The organism is Rugamonas sp. (assembly GCF_025354735.1).
Classification (GTDB): domain Bacteria; phylum Pseudomonadota; class Gammaproteobacteria; order Burkholderiales; family Burkholderiaceae_D; genus Rugamonas.
On sequence record NZ_JANXMI010000205.1, the window covers coordinates 1 to 17,239 of the forward strand.

The window sequence follows — 17,239 nt, forward strand, 5'->3', positions numbered from 1 at the left end:
ACGCGAAAACGGCGCCATCGGCGCCGTTTCGTGTTGCGGTTTTACGACATTACTCGCCCAGGTAGGCCGCCTTGACGCGCGGATCGTCCAGCATGTCGCTGGCCTTGCCCGTCATCGTGATCAAACCGGAGTCCATCACATAGCCGCGGTGCGCCGCCTGCAGCGCCAGCTTGGCGTTCTGCTCGACGAGCAGGATGGTGATGCCCTCCTTCGAGACGTTGCGGATGACCTCGAAGATCTTCTCGACCATGATCGGCGACAGGCCCATCGACGGCTCGTCGAGCAGCAGCAGGTTCGGATGGCTCATCAGCGCGCGCGCCATCGCCAGCATCTGCTGCTCGCCGCCCGACAGCGTGCCGGCCATCTGCGCGGCGCGCTCCTTCAGGCGCGGGAACACGTCGAACCACTTGGCGATGTCGGCCTCGATGCCCGCCTTGTCGTCGCGCGTGTAGGCGCCCATCATCAGGTTCTCCTGGATCGACATGCGCGTGAACACGCCGCGCCCCTCCGGCACCATGGCCAGCTTCTTCTCCACCAGATGGAAGGATTTCGTGCCCTTCAGCGACTCGCCCAGATACGACACGGCGCCCTCCACCTTGCAGTCCGGCAGGGTGCCCGTGATCGCCTTCAGGGTCGTCGTCTTGCCCGCCCCGTTGGCGCCGATCAGCGCGATCAGCTCGCCCTTGTTCACTTCCAGGTCGATGCCCTTGACGGCCTTGATGCCGCCGTACGCCACCTTCAGTCCCGCTACCTTCAGTACGTTCTCGCTCATTAGTGCGATCCTCCCAGATAGGCGTCAATCACCGCCTGGTTTTTCTGTATGTCCGCCGGCACGCCCTCGGCGATCGGCTTGCCGTATTCCAGCACCGTGATGCGGTCGCACAGACCCATCATCAGTTTCACGTCGTGCTCGATCAGCAGCACCGTCTTGCCCTCGGCCTTGATCTTCACCAGCAGCTCGCGCAGCGCCAGCTTCTCCGTCGCGTTCATGCCGGCCGCCGGTTCGTCCAGGGCCAGCAGTTGCGGGTCCGTCGCCAGCGCGCGGGCGATCTCCAGGCGGCGCTGGTCGCCGTAGGAGAGGAAGCGCGAGGTGCGGTTGGCGAACTGGCCGATGCCCACGAAGTCCAGCAATTCCTGGGCGCGGCGGCGGATCGACGCCTCCTCCTCGCGCGCCGCCTTGTGGCGGAACACCGCGCCGAACACGCCCTGGTGCGAGCGCACGTGGCGCCCCACCATGACGTTCTCCAGCGCCGTCATCTCGCCGAACAGGCGTATGTTCTGGAAGGTGCGGGCGATGCCCGCCTTCGCCACCTCGTGCGGCGCCGACGGCGAGTACGGCTTGCCGGCCAGCTCGAAGGTGCCCGTGTCCGGCTGGTACAGGCCGGTGATGACGTTGAAGAAGGTCGTCTTGCCGGCCCCGTTCGGGCCGATCAGACCGTAGATCTGCCCCTTGGTGATCTTGATGCCGACGTCGGTCAGCGCCTGCAGGCCGCCGAAGCGCTTGTTCACGCCGGCGATGTTGAGAATAATCTGTTCGCTCATCTGGTCTCTCCCTTACGCCGCCATCACGCCGGTCGCTGGTTCTGGTTTGTCGATATCGGCGTCGGGGCGGTCCTCATGCTTGGGCGCTGGCCACAGGCCGGCCGGACGGTTCAGCATGATGAGCACCATGGCCAGGCCGTACAGCAACTGGCGCAGCACTTCGGCTTCGATCAGGACATGGCCGAACAGCGCGATCTGCGCCGGCTCCACCACGTGGCGCAGCACTTCCGGCAAGGCCGCCAGCAGCACGCCGCCCATGATCACGCCGGGGATGTGGCCGATGCCGCCCAACACCACCATCGCCAGCACCGCGATCGACTCCGTCAGCGAGAACGATTCCGGCGACACGAAGCCCTGGAAGGAGGCGAACATCGCCCCGGCCACGCCGCCGAAGGAGGCGCCCATCGAGAAGGCCAACAGCTTCACGTTGCGGGTGTTGATGCCCATCGCCTTGGCGGCGATTTCGTCCTCGCGGATGGCCACCCAGGCGCGCCCCAGGCGCGAGTGCTGCAAACGCGTCGTCACGAAGACGATGGCGATGCACAGGAACAGGAACAGGAAGTAATACGCGTTCACCGACGGCATCGAGAATCCGCCCACCACGACGGTGGCCTTGGAGCCGGCCTCGCCGCCCAGCGAGACGCCGAAGATGCGGATCGGATCGATCAGGTTGATGCCCTGCGGACCGTTGGTGAAGTTGATCGGCTCGTTCAGATTGTTCATGAAGATGCGGATGATCTCGCCGAAACCCAGCGTCACGATGGCCAGGTAGTCGCCGCGCAGCTTCAAGGTCGGCGCGCCCAGCAGGGCCCCGAACAGGCCCGCCGTGGCGGCCGCCAGCGGCACGATCAACCACACCGACAGATGGATGCCGTTGGTGCGGATTTCCTCTCCCAGCACGCTGACGAGGAAGTCGCCCAGCGCCGGATACTGGCTCACCACCGATTCGAGCAGGGCGGCGAACTGCGGCGAGGCCAGCAGCCCCGTCATGTAGGCGCCCACCGCGTAGAAGGCGATGTAGCCCAAGTCCAGCAGGCCGGCGAAGCCGACCACGATGTTCAGGCCCAGCGCCAGCATGATGTAGAGCAGCGCGATGTCGATGATGCGCACCCACGAGTTGCCGAACTGGGCGGCGAAGAAGGGGAAGATGATCAGCCCCAGCAGGATCAAGCCCATGCTGCTGTAGGCCTTGCCCGGAGTGTTTTTGACGTCGAAGTCGAAGAAACTAGCCATGATGTTTTCCTATCCTGAGCTTTAAGCGCGGTCGGCGACGCGTTCACCCATGATGCCGGAGGGCCGGATCGTGAGGACGATGATGAGGACCACGAAGGCGAAGATGTCCTGGTAGTGGCTGCCGAGGAAGCCGCCCGTCAGGTCGCCGATGTAACCGGCGCCCAGGCTTTCGATGATGCCCAGCACGATGCCGCCTATCATGGCGCCGTAGATGTTGCCGATGCCGCCCAGCACGGCCGCCGAGAAGGCCTTCAAGCCCGGCGTGAAGCCCATGGCGAACTGGATCGACGAATAATTGGCGCCCCACATCACCCCGGCCACCGCGGCCAGCGCCGCGCCGATGGCGAAGGTGGCGACGATGACCTTGTTCGAATCGACGCCCATCAGGCCGGCGACGCGGGGATTCTCCGCCGTGGCGCGCATGGCGCGGCCCATCTTGGTTTTCTCCACCAGCAGCACCAGCGCGCCCATCGAGACGGCCGCCAGCACCAGCAGCAGCACCTGGGTCTGCGAGATCAGGGCGCCGCCGAGCATGATCGGCTCGGATGACAGCAGTTGCGGGAAGGGCAGCGGATTGCGGCCCCAGATCATCATCGCGAAAGTCTGCAGCAGGATCGACACGCCGATGGCCGTGATCAGGGGCGCCAGCCGGGGCGCGTTGCGCAGGCGGCGGTAGGCGATGCGTTCGATGATGATGTTCACCAGCATGCACACGGGAATCGCGCCGGCGATGGCGATGGCCAGCTTGACGTAGCCGGGCAGGTCGGGCGCGAAGGAATTGAGGAGTTTGAGGATGGTCAGACCCGCCATCGCGCCTATCATCAGCACGTCGCCGTGGGCGAAGTTGATCAGGTTGAGTACGCCATACACCATCGTATAGCCCAGGGCGACCAGCGCGTACATGCTGCCCAGCACCAGGCCATTGATGATTTGTTGGATAAATGTATCCATGTTTGCCTGCCCTTTATGAGTCGAATTATATTTTGCGCAACAAACGCCGTCAAAACAAGAACAGCATCCGAACCAGCGGTTGCGGATGCCACATGAGCATGCTGTATTGACAATCAAGAGGCGCGACTACGCACATACTTCCGGTGACAGCAGCTGTCCCGGAGCCCGAGCATGCGGTAGGTGCTTTGCCATTGCCTGTCGAATACAGTAGCCAGGATGATTAGAAGGCAATTTCTAAAGCGCTGCCATAATAGCGAAGAATACGGCAAACATCACGAAAATTCACATTCGCCCCAAATAAAATTCTGTTGTCTTGCGAGAAATGTTACCTTGGTGCGAATTCGACATATTCCGGCCGCGCCGGCAACGACAGGAAAATTCCTCGGATTCCGCTATTTCCGCCCCAACTCGGTGCGAAATACAATATTATCAAAATGATCAACAAGCGCTGATATTGATACTTTATGACAATAATGTGTCGTAAAAAAGTCTACAAAATCAACTCAATTGCTCTTTTCTGATGATTTTTGTATGTGAAGTAAGTAATTTTTGGTCAAATAAGACCAGCTTCTTGAATCAAAAGTACAAGCAGGTCTCGGCTACCAGCCGGCCGAATGCAATATTAAGAAGTTGTACAACATACTCTTTTAGGATGACCCCAAATGAAAAAATCGCTTCTCGCACTCGCAGTTCTGGCCTCCTTCGCAGGCATAGCTTCGGCACAATCGTCCGTGACCGTGTATGGCGTAGTCGACGCCGGTATCACGCGTGAAACCGGCGCCATCGCCGGTTCGATCACGAAACTGGCCACGGGTGTGCAATCGGGCAATCGCCTGGGTTTCAAAGGCACGGAAGATCTGGGCGGCGGTTTGAAGGCAAACTTCCAAATTGAAAACGGCTTCGACCTCGACACCGGCATGACCCGCCAAGGCGGTCGCCTGTTCGGCCGCCAGGCATTCGTCGGCCTGTCCGGCGCCTTCGGTGCAGCGAACCTGGGTCGCCAGTACGATCCGATCTTCATCTCGATCGATTCCATCGACCCGTTCGGCACAGGCCTGCCAGGCCAGACCGTCAACCTGATGAGCGCAGGCGATGTCCGCACCGACAACGCCGTGACCTATAGCACCCCGACCATGAACGGCTTGACCGGTAACGTCCTGTACGGCGCCGGCGAAGGCAAAGTTGGCCACACGCTCGGTTTGTCGGCTGATTACAACAACGGCCCTGTGGTGTTCACCGTTGCCTACAACAAAGTCAACCGTTTCGACGCCCTGCCTGCGGCAGCCACCGGCGGCCAGAAGGTCCTGCTGGTCGGCGGTACCTATAACTTCGGCCCGGCCACCGTGCATGCAGCCTACGAAACCGACAAAAACGAAGTTTCCGGCGCCAGCTTCCGCGACTACATGGTCGGCGTGACCGTACCGGTCAGCGCAGCGGGCGCAGTGGTCGCTTCCTACATCGACAAAAACGACCGCGTATCCAACAGCAATAAAGGCGGCAAGCAATTCGGCGTCGGCTACCTGCACTCGCTGTCCAAGCGCACCAACCTCTACGCTTCGTACGCCCGCATCAGCAATGATTCGGCTGGCACGAACTATGTCGGCGATGCATCCAGCGGCGGCAGCAGCGACCAGATCGTCGGCCACGCTTCGACCGGCCTGACCGTCGGCATGCGTCACAAGTTCTAAGCTAAGCCTCGGGGCATAGCCGCAATCCGCAGTACAACGGCGCCACGGTCCCACGGATCTTGGCGCCGTTATAGAAATAGGCATAGGGCGGGATAAGGCTTGCTTGTATATGTATGTTGACATACGGCACAGCCCTATGTCATCTTGCTACCAACCGCTCAGCAGCGAGTCTTCAGCGCCACCGGGTGGTTTGACAGCATGGCAGGATAGTAAAAGAGGCTACTCGATTAGCCCGGTAAGAGAAATTTGGTATCGCCCCGCCGCAGCGCACAAGGCCGCGGTATGTTCGGCAAGTCCCTGTTTTTTAATATCCTCTGGAGAAGACCTAATGCAAATCAGTACAAAAATGATTCCACTGGCTGGCGCCATCGCTTTCGCATTCGCCGGCGCGGCAGCTGCCCAAGAAGTCGTCAAGATCGGCCACGTCGGCCCGATTTCCGGCGCCATTGCCCATCTGGGCAAGGACAATGAAAACGGCGCGCGCATGGCCATCGACGAACTCAACGCCAAGGGCGTGATGATCGGCGGCAAAAAAGTAAAATTCGAACTGCTGACCGAAGATGACGCCGCCGATCCGAAACAAGCGACCGCCGTCGCCCAGAAGCTGGTCGACGCCAAAGTCAACGGCGTGATCGGTCACTTGAACTCCGGCACCACCATCCCTGCGTCGAAAATCTACAACGAAGCGGGCATTCCACAAATCTCGCCGTCGGCGACCAATCCGAAGTACACCCAACAAGGCTTCAAGACCGCCTTCCGTCTGGTCGCCAATGACGGCCAACTGGGCGGTACCCTGGGTCGCTACGCAGTGCAAATCAACAAGGCCAAGAAAGTCGCCGTCATCGATGACCGCACCGCTTACGGCCAAGGCGTTGCCGAAGAGTTCATCAAGGGCGTGAACAGCAAGAAAGCCGGCACCGAAATCGTCGGCCGCCAATACACGACCGACAAGGCGACCGATTTCGGCGCCATCCTGACCGCGATCAAGGCCAAGAATCCGGACGTGATCTTCTTCGGCGGCATGGACGCCGTGGCCGGCCCGATGCTGCGCCAGATGAAACAACTGGGCATCAACGCCAAGCTGATGGGCGGCGACGGCATCTGTACCGAAGCGCTGGCCACCCTGGCCGGCGACGCGATGGCCGACAATCAGGTCGTGTGCGCGGAAGCGGGCGGCGTCGAAGAAGCGCAGAAGCCGGCGGCCGACGCGTTCCGCGCCGAATACAAGAAGAAATTCGGCGTCGACGTGCAGATCTATGCTCCTTACGTCTACGACTCCATCATGACGATGGTTGAGGCGATGCAAAAAGCCGGCTCCTCGGATCCTGCGAAATACCTGCCTTTCCTGGCCAAGACCAACCGCAAGGGCGTCACCGGCCACATCGAGTTCGACAAGAACGGCGACATGAAGGAAGGCACGCTGACCTTGTACACCTACAAAGGCGGCAAACGTTCGCTGCTGGCCGTGACCAAGTAATTTAAGTCGCGCCAAACGCATCGAGGGCAAGCCTGTACGCAGGCTTGCCCTCGATTTTTCATTGCGGCGACGCTTTTTCCCGCGCCGTTCCCGTCCCGCTTGCGCTCAGGCGACGTCGGTCTTGCCGCCGTCCAGGCCCTTGGGCATCGGGAAAATCACCGATTCCTGCACGCCGTCGAGCGCGCGCACGCTGCGCACGCCGCATTCCTTCAAGCGGTCGATGACGGCCTGCACCAACACTTCCGGCGCCGACGCACCGGCCGTCACACCCACCCGCAGCTTGCCGTCCAGCCATTGCGGATCGATCTGCGAGGCGTTGTCGACCATGTACGCCGGCGTGCCCATTTTCTCCGCCACTTCGCGCAGGCGGTTCGAGTTGGAACTGTTCGGGCTGCCGACGACGATCACCAGCTCCACCTGCGGCGCCATGAACTTGACGGCTTCCTGACGGTTCGTGGTGGCGTAGCAAATGTCGCCCTTCTTCGGCTCGGCGATCTGCGGGAAGCGCGCCTTCAGCGCCGCGATGATGTCGGCCGTGTCGTCAACCGACAGGGTGGTCTGCGACACATAGGCCAGCATGTCCGGGTTCTGCACGTTCAGGCCGGCCACGTCGGCCAGCGTTTCGACCAGATGCATGCCCTGCTCGGCCTGCCCCATCGTGCCCTCGACTTCGGGATGGCCGTCATGGCCGATCATGATGATCTCGCGCCCCTCGCGGCGCATCTTGGCCACTTCCATATGCACCTTGGTCACCAGCGGGCAGGTGGCGTCGAAAATGCTCAGGCCGCGCGACTCCGCCTCGGCGCGCACCGCCTTCGAGACGCCGTGCGCGGAAAACACCAGGGTGTTGCCGGCCGGGACATCGTCGAGCTCGTCGATGAAGATCGCGCCCTTGTTGCGCAAGTCCGCCACGACGTAGGCGTTGTGCACGATTTCATGGCGCACATAGATGGGCGCGCCGAACTGCTGCAGCGCCCGTTCAACGATTTCGATCGCGCGGTCGACGCCGGCGCAAAAGCCGCGCGGTTGCGCCAGTAAGATTTCTTTGTCCATCGGGAGTCCTTGTTGTCGGCGCCGCTTACAGCACCGAAATGAGCTTCACTTCGAAGGTCAGCGCCTGGCCGGCCAGCGGATGGTTGAAGTCGAACAAAGCTGTGTCGGCGTGCAATTCGCGCAGCACGCCGGCGAAGCGGCCGCCGCCCGGCGCGGCGAAATCGACCAGGTCGCCGATCTTGTAGTCGGCGTCCGGCGCCGAATTCTCGTCCAGCGTGGCGCGCGTCACCGAGCGGATCATGTCGGGATTGCGCGGACCGAAGCCCTCGTCCGGCGCCAGCACGAAGGTTTCATGGCAACCCTCGGCCAGGCCGAGCAGGCGCTCTTCCAGGAAGGGCGCCAACTGCCCCTGACCGAGCATCAGCGTGGCGGGATTCGCGTTGAAGGTAGTGATAATGTCAGTACCGTCGGCGCTGGCGAGACGATAATGAAGAGTAAGGTAGGCCGCCATGGTGACGACCGCAGGTTGCGCGTTGGACATAATATTCTGTGGGCTGGCAAAACGATATTGTAAGCCACCTTGCCGCTCACGCCGCATGCCGTGAGCCGCCGCGGCCGCTTTTCGGGAGAAAACATGGGAATTAATCAGTGGCCGGCACAGGAACGTCCGCGCGAGCGCCTGATCAGCGAGGGCGCGCAGGCCCTGTCGAACGCGGAACTGCTGGCCCTGTTCCTGCGCACCGGCGTCAAGGGCAAGAGCGCGGTCGATCTGGCGCGCGACACGGTCTTCCACTTCGGCTCGCTGCAAGCCCTGTTCGGCGCCAGCCTGCAGGATTTTTCCGCCATCCACGGCCTGGGCGCCGCCAAGTTCGCGCAATTGCAGGCGGTGATGGAGTTGGCGCGCCGCGCCATCGGCGAGCAGCTGAGCGCCGGCCACGCCCTCAGCTCGCCCCAGGCCGTGAAGGAATACCTGCGCATGATGCTCAGCAACAAGGCGCATGAATCCTTCTATGTGTTGTTTTTGGACGTCAAGAACCGCCTGATCGACGCCAAGGAAATGTTTCGCGGCACCTTGACGCAGCTTAGCGTGCAATAACTTCGAAACTACTCAAACCTCATGACGTGGTAGGGTTTTCTTGCAACTATGTGTCGCCCAAGCACAGCTACTTACTTTCTAGCAGAAAATTTCCCATAAGGATGGTACAGGTGTAAGATATCCAAAACGCAATTTTTCACGTGAGGATGTCTACGGTATGCATATTTCAAAGCTGAATTTGGTCAACTACCGAAATTTCCAAAATGCAACCGTGTGTTTCAAAAAGGGAATAAATACCATTATCGGTGAAAACGGCTCTGGTAAAAGTAACCTATTTCGCGCGATACGATTACTGTTAGACGAAAATATGGTTAAGGCGGCCTTTCATCTTAACGAAGACGATTTTAATCGCGGGATTGGCTCATGGAAGGGACACTGGATAATCCTCAGCCTCGAATTCGAAGACATATCACATGATGAGGCAATCCAAGCATTATTCCTTCACGGCGCTGCTGTTCTCGGGGGTCCAATTGGCAAAGCAACGTACAACCTAATCTTCCGTCCACGCAAAGAAGTACGCCTAAGGCTATCTGCACTAGCAGCTGGCGACTCGGTAGGCTTAGCTAATATCTTAAACAAATTAGACATCTCCGACTACGAGACTATCTTTACCGGGCGTAGCACAATGGATTTCTCAAATCGCGCTGACTATATAGCGGTCGTCGGCGATTTTGAGAACGTAATATTCCCCAAAGAAACAGAATTTTCAGTGTTAGGCTGCAAGACACCATCATATTTATCATTGAACAAGGAAGTTTGTTTTACCTTTATCCAAGCTTTACGCGACGTCGTTTCAGAGTTTCACAATAACAGAACTAACCCCTTGTTTAGCTTATTGAAAAGCAAAAGCGGAGATGTTGCTCCGGCTGCCTTAGCTCCTATTGTCAAGATGGTAGGAGACCTGAACGCTTCAATTGAGCAACTGGATGACGTAAAGCTCATACGGTCTGACGTCTACAAAACCATCAAAGAAACTGCTGGCGAAACATATTCACCCAGCCGACTATCTATCCGGTCTGACTTGTCGAGCGAAGCTGAAGAATTGTTTCAGTCGTTACGTTTGTTTGTTGGCGAAGGGAACGATGGGCATGAGGGCACAATAAATGAGCTTAGTTTGGGCGGCGCAAATCTAATCTACCTAACGTTAAAACTACTTGCGTTCAAATACCAAAAAGAAAAAAAGGTTCTTGCGAATTTCCTTATCATAGAAGAACCAGAGGCGCATATTCATACCCATATACAAAAAACTCTTTTTGATAGGATGCAGTACAGCGAGACCCAGGTAATATACTCGACACATTCAACTCATATTTCGGAAGTGAGTGCAGTCGAGAACGTCAATATTATTGGGCAAGGCGATAAAGAGTCCGAGGTTTATCAGCCAGCTACCGGTCTAACCGTCCCAGAGATTGGCAACATTCAGCGCTATCTTGATGCTATCAGGAGCAATCTGCTCTTCGCGCGTAGCGTAGTGCTTGTAGAAGGGGACGCAGAAGAATTACTTATTCCTATTCTGGTAAAAAAAGTTTTCGGCGTTAGTTTAGACGAACTCGGCATTAGTCTAATCAACATTCGCAGCACTGGTTTTCAGAACGTCGCGTTATTATTCCATGATAAAAGGATACGCAAGCAGTGCGCTATCGTTACCGATTTGGACTCCGCAATTATCAATACAGTTCCTCTGGTAACTGATATAGACGCGACAAAAAAGTATAAAGAAAAATGCGCGGCATCTGAAAAGTCGGGCCTGGAGCGCAAAGTCACCCTCGACGCTTTCGCTGCTGGAAATCCGTGGGTTCAAGTTTACTATGCTACTCATACCTTTGAAGTGGATTTCATACAGTGCGGAAATGCTGAACTCATATCAGGATTAGTCGATTCCGTTTATGTAGACCCAGCGACCCGTGCCGCAGCAAAGGCCGAACTGCTTTCGGGCGATAAAGCTCTTTACGGAAAAAGGGTACTGACTATGGCCACTCAAGAAGGAAAGGGGTGGTTTGCGATTAAGGTTGGTGGCTATGTTAATTGGAAGACCCGAATTCCAAATTATCTTATTCGCGCCCTAGTTTTAACACATCGCCGCTTTTCATCAGAAATCATCGCGAATATGATGAAGTACCGGTTAGAGAAATTCGCAGCGGAGAATCCAGGCGACGCAGATATTTTGTCTTTGGACCTTCGAGTCGAAAAATATCGAAATGATGGAGCCGATTTTCACGGCCTCAGAGAACAATACAAAACCAAGTTCACCTCAGACATTTTCAACGAATTCTTGGCGGTGCTCGCATGACATTTGTATGGGACGAAAACGAGCTTAACACCGAGCAGGCCATAGCTGTTAGAACTCCTGGCAACGTTTTTCTCATTGCGTGCCCAGGTAGCGGAAAGACGAAAACGCTCACATATAAGATTGCATACGAATTATCAAGAATCAACTCGCATCGCAAATTCGTTCTAGCGATTACGTATACGAACCGTGCAGCCGACGAAATACGTGAACGTGTCGAGAATTTAGGTGTGGACTCGACTCAGCTTTGGATTGGAACTATCCATGCCTTTTGCTTGGAATGGATTATAAAACCATATTCGATATATGAGCCAGCCTTATCAAAAGGCTATTCGATAATTGACTTGCATGATAGAGAGAAGCTTTTAGAGGAGCTATGTGCCCCATATAAAGCATCAAAAGTCAGCATTTATGACTGTGACTTTTATTTTACCTCTAAGGGATATCGCTCAGCATGCAAAGACACGCGAAAAAAAGCTGCTGTTGACCAAGTGATTGTAGCTTATCTCGCATATCTTAAAGAATACAGACTTCTTGACTTCGAACTGATGCTTTGGTACGCCTATCGCTTGATAGCTGGAAATGGTTCAATTTGCAAATCCTTATCTGGGATATTTAAAGATATTCTTATCGATGAATTTCAAGACACTAAGGAATTGCAATACGAAATAATTTCATTGATTCTGCGCGCCACAAATGAAACATCGTTATTTATTGTTGGCGACCCCAATCAAGCAATATACGAATCTTTGGGAGGATACCCAATTGCCATTGATGACCTAAAAAACATGACCGGGCACGAATTTAGCGAACTAGAGTTGTCCAAGAACTATCGCTCCAGCGAAAGAATTATTTCATACTTTAGCCACTTCAATTTAAATAAGAAAAATATTGAACCAGCGTCTAAAAACAAAGATTATCCCAGTATCATATGCTATAACTCTACAGTTGAGCGAGATAACCTTGTAGACGAAATTATTCGTATCATCCAGCATAATATTAACGTAGTAGGTATCCCCCCTAAAGAAATCTGCATCATTGCTCCATGGTGGGTTCACTTGGCATCGACGTGCAGGAGGTTGAGCAGCGCAATGCCTGAGTGTACGTTCGATGGTCCCGGCATGGTCCCCTTTGCACGTGATTTTGAGAATTTTTGGTTTAAAGTCTCTCGACTAGCGCTAACTGAGCCATCGCCTGGAATGTATATTCGAAGAATGAGGTGGGCGAGAGAACTATTGGGTGACCTTCACTTAGCGGGCTTGCATATCGATGAGCTTACGAATAAATCGGTATTGAGAGTCTGCAATTCTATTAAGATTGCCGAGCAAGATGGATTACTTTACTTGCAGATTTTCTTCGAGAGATTTCTCGCCGAGATTAAGGTAGACCTGAAGCATTATCCTTCGCTTGCTCAACAGAAGACGGCCTTTTTTGAAAGTTCCGAAAAACAAGTTGAGAAACTAAAAAAAGAGGGAATTGATGAAATCGGCGATATTAAATATTTTAAGAAGTTATTTGAAGCAAGGAAAGGGATAACTGTATCAACTATTCATGGAGTCAAGGGCGCTGAATTCGAGGTAGTTATTGCTTATGGACTACTAGAAGGCATGGTCCCTCACTTTAGCGACGAGAACGGTGACGAAAGCGCTCAGAAGCTGCTGTACGTTATTGGGTCTAGGGCTAAGAAGAACCTTTTCTTAATCTCCGAGTCGGGCCGTAAACGTTACAAGGATGTCTGTTATGAACCGACCGCTAGATTGAAGAATTATATATTCGCCTACAACCAATTTTAATTGCCGTCAATATTTTTCATCGATAATGCACAAGCGGTCCGCACGCGCCTAGGCGTACTTTTATTGAGAATAGTAAGACGAGTTTTTGAGGCACCCAATAAAATGACGGAAAATTTCCCGAAAAGACAAAACACAGGCAGAACGGCAGAGATTGGAATAAATACCGTCTCGACAATCTTCAATGATGACTTTGGATGGGTTTTTAGACGAACTCATCAAGAGCACGATTTCGGAGTAGACGGTTATGTAGACTATGTCTCGCCCGCCGGGAGTGTAACAGGACAATTTATTGCTGTTCAGGTAAAAACCGGGAAAAGCTACCTGGCTTCTAGCGGGCAAATGCATTGGTATAGAGATAGCAAAGAGCATCTAAATTATTTTCTAAATCTCCCCACTCCCCTGCTGCTTATTATTTGCAACCCGGAAAACAAGGAGTGTTATTGGAGTCTTTTGGAAAAAGAAAAAGTCGATTTTAGCGAGACAGGGTGGAGGCATCCGATTCCCAAAGAAAAGAAACTCTGCGAAAGTAGCATGAATGAGATTCGAGCTCTCTTTGGTGCTGTTGAGAATCATGTATCAGAGTTCGAGCAGGACCAAGAAATGCTAAGTAAAATTGAAGAGGATTCGTTCATTCAATACAGTATTCCAAGGAAAGACATTGAATCTCTGAATATTTTAAATCTGAAGAAATTCATAGCAAGGATTACGCGAAACGAGAAGCTCACATTAGCAGTTCAGGGTAAGCTGTACATCGCTACGTATGGATATGAATATGACTCGAGGGAAGTGTTCCAGATTCCAGAAATTCGACGCTGGGCATTAGCAGCGCGAAATGAAATAAGAGAGTGGTATCTTTGCGCTGGAGAAGAACGCTACTCTACGCTAATGTGGATAGCCACATGCACGTGCGCGACCAATACCAAGCACTTCAAGAAACGAGGTGGAAGAATATTGGTGGAAACTAGTCCACAGAAAGCTATTAGGTTTGTTATGGAATGCTTCGACGGACTGAATATCGCCACAGAGAAATGGGGTTGGAGCAAAAAATATAATCATGAAATATCCAAGAAAATTCAGAAGGAGATTTTTCCAAATATTCCGATGCCTGAGCTAGAATGATAAGCTATCAAAAAATTATGCTGTATTATGCCTTTTTCCAAATGCCCCGGCGGCATCGATACACGACCGTTCAGACAAGTGCTCACATCTTCGAAATAACTTTTTGGATTGATGAGTGAAAAAAAGGCTCGCAAAAAGCGAGCCTCGTGAATTAATGTTACTTTATGTGTATTATTTTCCTACATATTGTCGAGCACGACCGTCAAACTGATACCATCGAGAGCATACTCGCCCATGATGCTTGGCGCGCCGTCAAACGACATCAGCTGCTGACCGGCAAAACGAAGGTCTTCCGCAGTCAGGTCCCGGGGCAAACGGCTCAGGAGCTTAGCGTGACGTCGAAGAGGCTCGAGCATATCCTCCACAGCGAACGGCGCAAGCATCGCTTGTTCCGCGCCATTACGGCCCAGAGATAGGCACAAGCCTGTACGCTCGGCCTGCTCGAGAAACCTTATGCATTTCTCAGTAGATAGCGGCAGCAGAAATCGAGCTTGCTGATTTTTCATCTGAAGGATGAACGACGCGAAAACTGCACCGCCAGGCGTTTTGAATGAGCCGACAGCGAATCCTGGCGGCGACCCGGCGGCGCACAGCGCAAATAGCTGTTCATTCACGTCGCCGCACAAGTGCCATTTACTCGTGTATTCAGCAGCTATCCCACGCCCGCGGGTTGCTTCAGCGGCTTCGCGCGGTGACATCAAACGACCTTGAAAAACCGAAACACTACCGTCGACATTAACCGCCATATCATAATCCCTTGTGATTAGTAACATACTGCAAACTCATCTTGAGCCACTGTGTTATCGGAAAGATAGGCCTCGTCCCATCCATCTACCCAAACTCCGGAGTACGTTCCGAAATGTGCGGGCGCGTGCCGGGTCCAACCAGCGCGGTAAGCTGCTGCACCCGCGTTAAAAGCTCGGCCTGAGAGAAAATTGAAATAATCGACAAACATGTTTTGCGCTTTCGTTATTGACCTGCTACGTATAGCAACATCCGTCGAGTAGCGAGGTGGCTGTTGACGTCGACATGAGCGGACGCGAGTGCCGCAACACACGACCGTGTGCGTCGAGCGTCCAGCGAAGACGTGCCTGCCCCCGCGGGCAGGCATTGGCGGGGGCCGCTCTTGCACCGACGAGCCCCCAGGCGAGGAGAGGCAGGAGTGGGGCGCAGCCGGCACGCCCGAGGGCGGGGGGCCCCATGGTTTCATATGAGGCGACGTAGTCGGCGAGTCGAAAGCGTGGGGCCCCCCGGCCGAAGCGACGACGGAGGAGGAGCGAAGGGCGGGTGCCCCATCGTAGGGACGGAGCGACAGCGACGAGTCTGGAGGCCGCGTCCAGCGGCCGGGAAGACGACCCGTTAACGCAAGTGAGCAGATTTTCGTCGTTGTATCTATACGTTGCAAATACAACAAGAGGGGGTACAACGATGAACAGCAATTCGGCAAAAGCACGAGAAAACGAGATGAGGGTACTGCAAGCGATAGGCCTTGTGGGTTGGCTGAGCGCTAGCCAGTTAGCAAAATGGGTATGGGGCGAGGAAAACCTTCACAGCGCAAGGGTGAGCGCCGACAAAGTCCTAAAGCGGCTACAAACGAATGGACTGGTCTTAAGGCGGGACAGCGCACTGGGCGTCTACGTGTACGTGCTGACGAGCACCGGGGCAATCCAAGCAAACGAAGGCGTGAAAGTACCACTATTCAAAGACGGGTATGACCTTTCTCAACTCGACGTCGGGCGCCAAGGTCCGGCAGTAGACTACTTGACGGCGCAGCATCGCATTGGGAAAACAGTTTTAGGAGCTGCAAGCCTACGAAAGGCGCTGCGAGACGGTGTTGTCATGGGAAAAGGCTGGGCTGGCGCAGATGGACTAGTGTTCGATTCTGAGACAGGAATGCAGCGCGCGGTACTAGTTGTCCGGAACATGCACCCCGAGCTTATCAAAAAAGCAAAAAGAATCAAAGAAGAGGTGGGGGAGCTTGAGTTACTCGGAAGCGCAGGAATACTTAAAGCGTTTCGCAAAGAGCTGCTGAGCAAGTGAAGAAGCAGCCGGAACCGCACAGAATAGTCTTGGGGTATCAATCTACCGTAATTGATAGAAAAATATATTTTCGGATGGGGCGCTTTTAGTCACGTTTTCGTGAGTTGGTACCTTTACTTAGTATGAGCAGGACACAAGCTCCACACTCCACTAAGAAAGGTGAAACAAATGAACATCGAACGAGTACGAACTGCAGGTTACGAAATGGCGCTTAAAGCAGCTTGGAGCCGCAAGCACACAATCAAAATCGAGCGCGCGATGTTTTTATATGGGACATTCGCAGAGGCAGCGTGTCAGAACGGCGGGGACGTATTCGTAATCACCATCGACAGTGATAAGGCTGAATGCCAGTTCTACACAGACACGAGAAAAGGCGGCCTTTATATGCTCTACACGGGGAAAGAAATGCTGAGGCCGTGGGAATTCTCGCTGGAGCGGTATTCAACTTATGACAAACGCAGGGCTGCTGTAGAATACACGCGTCGGAAGCTGACCAAAATGATGGAGGCTTGAAAATGCCCCCCACCGTCAATAAAGTGAACGAGAAAAAGCGTTATTACGACAATATGCCTGGCATGTTCATTGTGATGCCTGTGGAAGTCCTGCTTGATTCGAGGCTAACGGACCAAGAGCGCCGCATCATGATGTGCCTCTGCCGCTACGCTAACGCAGAAACTGGAAAAGCATTCCCATGCTACGTGACTATTAAAGAGTGCACTGGAATCTCGAGGTCAAATGCGAGTAATGCCATCACTTCTCTAGTGAGCAAGGGATGGGTAACACGGATAGAACGACCGGGAACGTCGAACATATACTACGTGACCATTCCGGAAAAAAGCGAGTTGAGGATAGTCACTAGCAAACGACGGAGCAAAGAAAAACAGTCTGAGCACGAAGATATAATTGCAAAGAAAATTGGTAAGTGTTGGCGCCGACCGAAAATTGACCCACCTATAGGCCTCGCGCCGACCGAAAACTGACCCAGGTGTTCTACTACTCCTGCCTAATCATTAGGCGGGA

15 protein-coding genes and 1 pseudogene are annotated in these 17,239 nt (G+C 54.3%); 9 read left to right on the top strand and 7 right to left on the bottom strand.

Annotation, left to right across the window (positions count from 1 at the left end; all coding sequences use genetic code 11):
• Window positions 1-49: 49 nt before the first annotated feature.
• From Q0S71_RS16410 to Q0S71_RS16425, 4 genes are read right to left on the bottom strand one after another with little or no spacing between them, the layout of a single operon-like run.
• Window positions 50-772 carry an ABC transporter ATP-binding protein gene (locus Q0S71_RS16410; protein ID WP_295997971.1) on the bottom strand — a complete coding sequence of 241 codons (723 nt, stop codon included), beginning with the start codon at window positions 770-772 and terminating at the stop codon, window positions 50-52.
• Window positions 772-1,542 carry an ABC transporter ATP-binding protein gene (locus tag Q0S71_RS16415; protein WP_295997974.1) on the bottom strand — a complete coding sequence of 257 codons (771 nt, stop codon included), beginning with the start codon at window positions 1,540-1,542 and terminating at the stop codon, window positions 772-774. The genes Q0S71_RS16410 and Q0S71_RS16415 overlap by 1 nt, the downstream gene beginning before the upstream one ends.
• A gap of 12 nt (window positions 1,543-1,554) precedes the next feature.
• Entirely contained in the window at window positions 1,555-2,775 is a 1,221-nt protein-coding gene (locus tag Q0S71_RS16420) for an ABC transporter ATP-binding protein (RefSeq protein WP_295997977.1), read from the bottom strand.
• A gap of 21 nt (window positions 2,776-2,796) precedes the next feature.
• A complete protein-coding gene (locus Q0S71_RS16425) occupies window positions 2,797-3,726 on the bottom strand; it encodes a branched-chain amino acid ABC transporter permease (protein ID WP_295997978.1) in 930 nt (309 codons plus the stop codon).
• Window positions 3,727-4,388: 662 nt separating this feature from the next.
• On the opposite strand from Q0S71_RS16425, the gene Q0S71_RS16430 reads away from it, so the two are divergent.
• Both Q0S71_RS16430 and Q0S71_RS16435 read left to right on the top strand, forming a co-directional pair.
• Entirely contained in the window at window positions 4,389-5,414 is a 1,026-nt protein-coding gene (locus Q0S71_RS16430) for a porin (protein WP_295997981.1), read from the top strand.
• Window positions 5,415-5,742: 328 nt separating this feature from the next.
• Entirely contained in the window at window positions 5,743-6,891 is a 1,149-nt protein-coding gene (locus Q0S71_RS16435) for a branched-chain amino acid ABC transporter substrate-binding protein (RefSeq protein WP_295997983.1), read from the top strand.
• 105 nt (window positions 6,892-6,996) lie between these two features.
• Here the strand turns inward: Q0S71_RS16435 and ispH are convergent, their stop codons facing one another.
• A complete protein-coding gene (gene ispH, locus Q0S71_RS16440; RefSeq protein ID WP_295997985.1) occupies window positions 6,997-7,944 on the bottom strand; it encodes a 4-hydroxy-3-methylbut-2-enyl diphosphate reductase in 948 nt (315 codons plus the stop codon).
• A 25-nt stretch (window positions 7,945-7,969) separates the two neighbouring features.
• The gene (locus Q0S71_RS16445) at window positions 7,970-8,425 is read right to left on the bottom strand and encodes an FKBP-type peptidyl-prolyl cis-trans isomerase (RefSeq protein WP_295997988.1); all 456 of its coding nucleotides are present in this window, start codon (window positions 8,423-8,425) and stop codon (window positions 7,970-7,972) included.
• Window positions 8,426-8,518: 93 nt separating this feature from the next.
• On the opposite strand from Q0S71_RS16445, the pseudogene Q0S71_RS16450 reads away from it, so the two are divergent.
• The 4 genes and pseudogenes from Q0S71_RS16450 to Q0S71_RS16465 form a co-directional block, all read left to right on the top strand.
• Window positions 8,519-8,974 (top strand): annotated as a pseudogene (locus Q0S71_RS16450) (UPF0758 domain-containing protein); the annotation flags it as partial.
• 163 nt (window positions 8,975-9,137) lie between these two features.
• Complete coding sequence (locus Q0S71_RS16455; protein ID WP_295997990.1) at window positions 9,138-11,270, top strand: AAA family ATPase; 2,133 nt, start codon at window positions 9,138-9,140, stop codon at window positions 11,268-11,270.
• Window positions 11,267-13,060 carry an ATP-dependent helicase gene (locus Q0S71_RS16460; RefSeq protein ID WP_295997992.1) on the top strand — a complete coding sequence of 598 codons (1,794 nt, stop codon included), beginning with the start codon at window positions 11,267-11,269 and terminating at the stop codon, window positions 13,058-13,060. Before Q0S71_RS16455 ends, Q0S71_RS16460 begins: the two co-directional genes overlap by 4 nt.
• Before the next feature lie 102 nt (window positions 13,061-13,162).
• On the top strand, window positions 13,163-14,179 hold the full coding sequence (locus Q0S71_RS16465) for a DUF4365 domain-containing protein (RefSeq protein WP_295997993.1): 1,017 nt from the start codon (window positions 13,163-13,165) through the stop codon (window positions 14,177-14,179).
• 179 nt (window positions 14,180-14,358) lie between these two features.
• Here Q0S71_RS16465 and Q0S71_RS16470 read toward each other — a convergent pair whose 3' ends face one another.
• Entirely contained in the window at window positions 14,359-14,925 is a 567-nt protein-coding gene (locus Q0S71_RS16470) for a hypothetical protein (RefSeq protein ID WP_295997994.1), read from the bottom strand.
• A 682-nt stretch (window positions 14,926-15,607) separates the two neighbouring features.
• Between Q0S71_RS16470 and Q0S71_RS16475 the strand changes: the two genes are divergently transcribed.
• From Q0S71_RS16475 to Q0S71_RS27420, 3 genes are all read left to right on the top strand, one after another.
• Window positions 15,608-16,219: a hypothetical protein gene (locus Q0S71_RS16475; RefSeq protein ID WP_295997995.1), complete on the top strand. Its 612-nt coding sequence runs from the start codon at window positions 15,608-15,610 to the stop codon at window positions 16,217-16,219.
• 168 nt (window positions 16,220-16,387) lie between these two features.
• Window positions 16,388-16,732, top strand: a complete 345-nt coding sequence (locus Q0S71_RS16480; RefSeq protein WP_295997997.1) for a hypothetical protein — start codon at window positions 16,388-16,390, stop codon at window positions 16,730-16,732.
• A 74-nt stretch (window positions 16,733-16,806) separates the two neighbouring features.
• Complete coding sequence (locus Q0S71_RS27420; protein ID WP_367185313.1) at window positions 16,807-17,199, top strand: helix-turn-helix domain-containing protein; 393 nt, start codon at window positions 16,807-16,809, stop codon at window positions 17,197-17,199.
• Window positions 17,200-17,239: the final 40 nt, after the last annotated feature.

What these genes read in the sequence shown, in the direction of transcription:
- Q0S71_RS16410 (WP_295997971.1), bottom strand. Translation starts at nt 772, where the DNA reads ATGAGCGAGAACGTACTGAAGGTAGCGGGACTGAAGGTGGCGTACGGC.
- Q0S71_RS16415 (WP_295997974.1), bottom strand. Translation starts at nt 1,542, where the DNA reads ATGAGCGAACAGATTATTCTCAACATCGCCGGCGTGAACAAGCGCTTC.
- Q0S71_RS16420 (WP_295997977.1), bottom strand. Translation starts at nt 2,775, where the DNA reads ATGGCTAGTTTCTTCGACTTCGACGTCAAAAACACTCCGGGCAAGGCC.
- Q0S71_RS16425 (WP_295997978.1), bottom strand. Translation starts at nt 3,726, where the DNA reads ATGGATACATTTATCCAACAAATCATCAATGGCCTGGTGCTGGGCAGC.
- Q0S71_RS16430 (WP_295997981.1), top strand. Translation starts at nt 4,389, where the DNA reads ATGAAAAAATCGCTTCTCGCACTCGCAGTTCTGGCCTCCTTCGCAGGC.
- Q0S71_RS16435 (WP_295997983.1), top strand. Translation starts at nt 5,743, where the DNA reads ATGCAAATCAGTACAAAAATGATTCCACTGGCTGGCGCCATCGCTTTC.
- ispH (WP_295997985.1), bottom strand. Translation starts at nt 7,944, where the DNA reads ATGGACAAAGAAATCTTACTGGCGCAACCGCGCGGCTTTTGCGCCGGC.
- Q0S71_RS16445 (WP_295997988.1), bottom strand. Translation starts at nt 8,425, where the DNA reads ATGTCCAACGCGCAACCTGCGGTCGTCACCATGGCGGCCTACCTTACT.
- Q0S71_RS16455 (WP_295997990.1), top strand. Translation starts at nt 9,138, where the DNA reads ATGCATATTTCAAAGCTGAATTTGGTCAACTACCGAAATTTCCAAAAT.
- Q0S71_RS16460 (WP_295997992.1), top strand. Translation starts at nt 11,267, where the DNA reads ATGACATTTGTATGGGACGAAAACGAGCTTAACACCGAGCAGGCCATA.
- Q0S71_RS16465 (WP_295997993.1), top strand. Translation starts at nt 13,163, where the DNA reads ATGACGGAAAATTTCCCGAAAAGACAAAACACAGGCAGAACGGCAGAG.
- Q0S71_RS16470 (WP_295997994.1), bottom strand. Translation starts at nt 14,925, where the DNA reads ATGGCGGTTAATGTCGACGGTAGTGTTTCGGTTTTTCAAGGTCGTTTG.
- Q0S71_RS16475 (WP_295997995.1), top strand. Translation starts at nt 15,608, where the DNA reads ATGAACAGCAATTCGGCAAAAGCACGAGAAAACGAGATGAGGGTACTG.
- Q0S71_RS16480 (WP_295997997.1), top strand. Translation starts at nt 16,388, where the DNA reads ATGAACATCGAACGAGTACGAACTGCAGGTTACGAAATGGCGCTTAAA.
- Q0S71_RS27420 (WP_367185313.1), top strand. Translation starts at nt 16,807, where the DNA reads ATGCCTGTGGAAGTCCTGCTTGATTCGAGGCTAACGGACCAAGAGCGC.